Source organism: Aphanothece microscopica RSMan92, assembly GCF_046613545.2.
Lineage (GTDB): Bacteria > Cyanobacteriota > Cyanobacteriia > PCC-6307 > Cyanobiaceae > NIES-981.
This window is the reverse complement of the sequence record NZ_JBKKKY020000677.1, coordinates 1-333: the sequence shown is the minus strand read 5'-3', so window position 1 is coordinate 333 and position 333 is coordinate 1. Positions and strand designations below refer to the sequence as shown.

Genomic DNA, 333 nt, shown 5'->3' with positions numbered 1-333 from the left:
ATCGAAACGGCGGACCTGATTGGCCGCCAGGAACAGCGCTTCCCGCAAGCAGGCATCCCCTTTCTTGCTGGGGCCTCCGCCAGCACTGCTGCGCCCTGAGCTGTTTTGTCTGGGGATCAAGCCGGAGTAGGCCCTGGCTGCGGCCAGGCATCGAAACCGCCCGGGATCACCCAGGCGACCCAGGATCTGGGCAGCAAGGATCCTGCCAATCCCGGGAACCGATGACGTGACCCCCATTGCTGGTCCAGTTCTTCTGAGAGCTGGTGGGTCGTCAGGCCGCTCTCCACTGCTGGAGGACCTCCAGGGGCGTACGCCCCTGGAGCGCCGAATGCG

General features: G+C 65.5%; 1 protein-coding gene. It reads right to left on the bottom strand.

Annotated features, from left to right (window positions below):
- On the bottom strand, window positions 1–237 hold a 237-nt coding region (locus ACLD7X_RS19590; RefSeq protein ID WP_411425348.1), incomplete at its 3' end, for a transposase.
- Window positions 238–333: the final 96 nt, after the last annotated feature.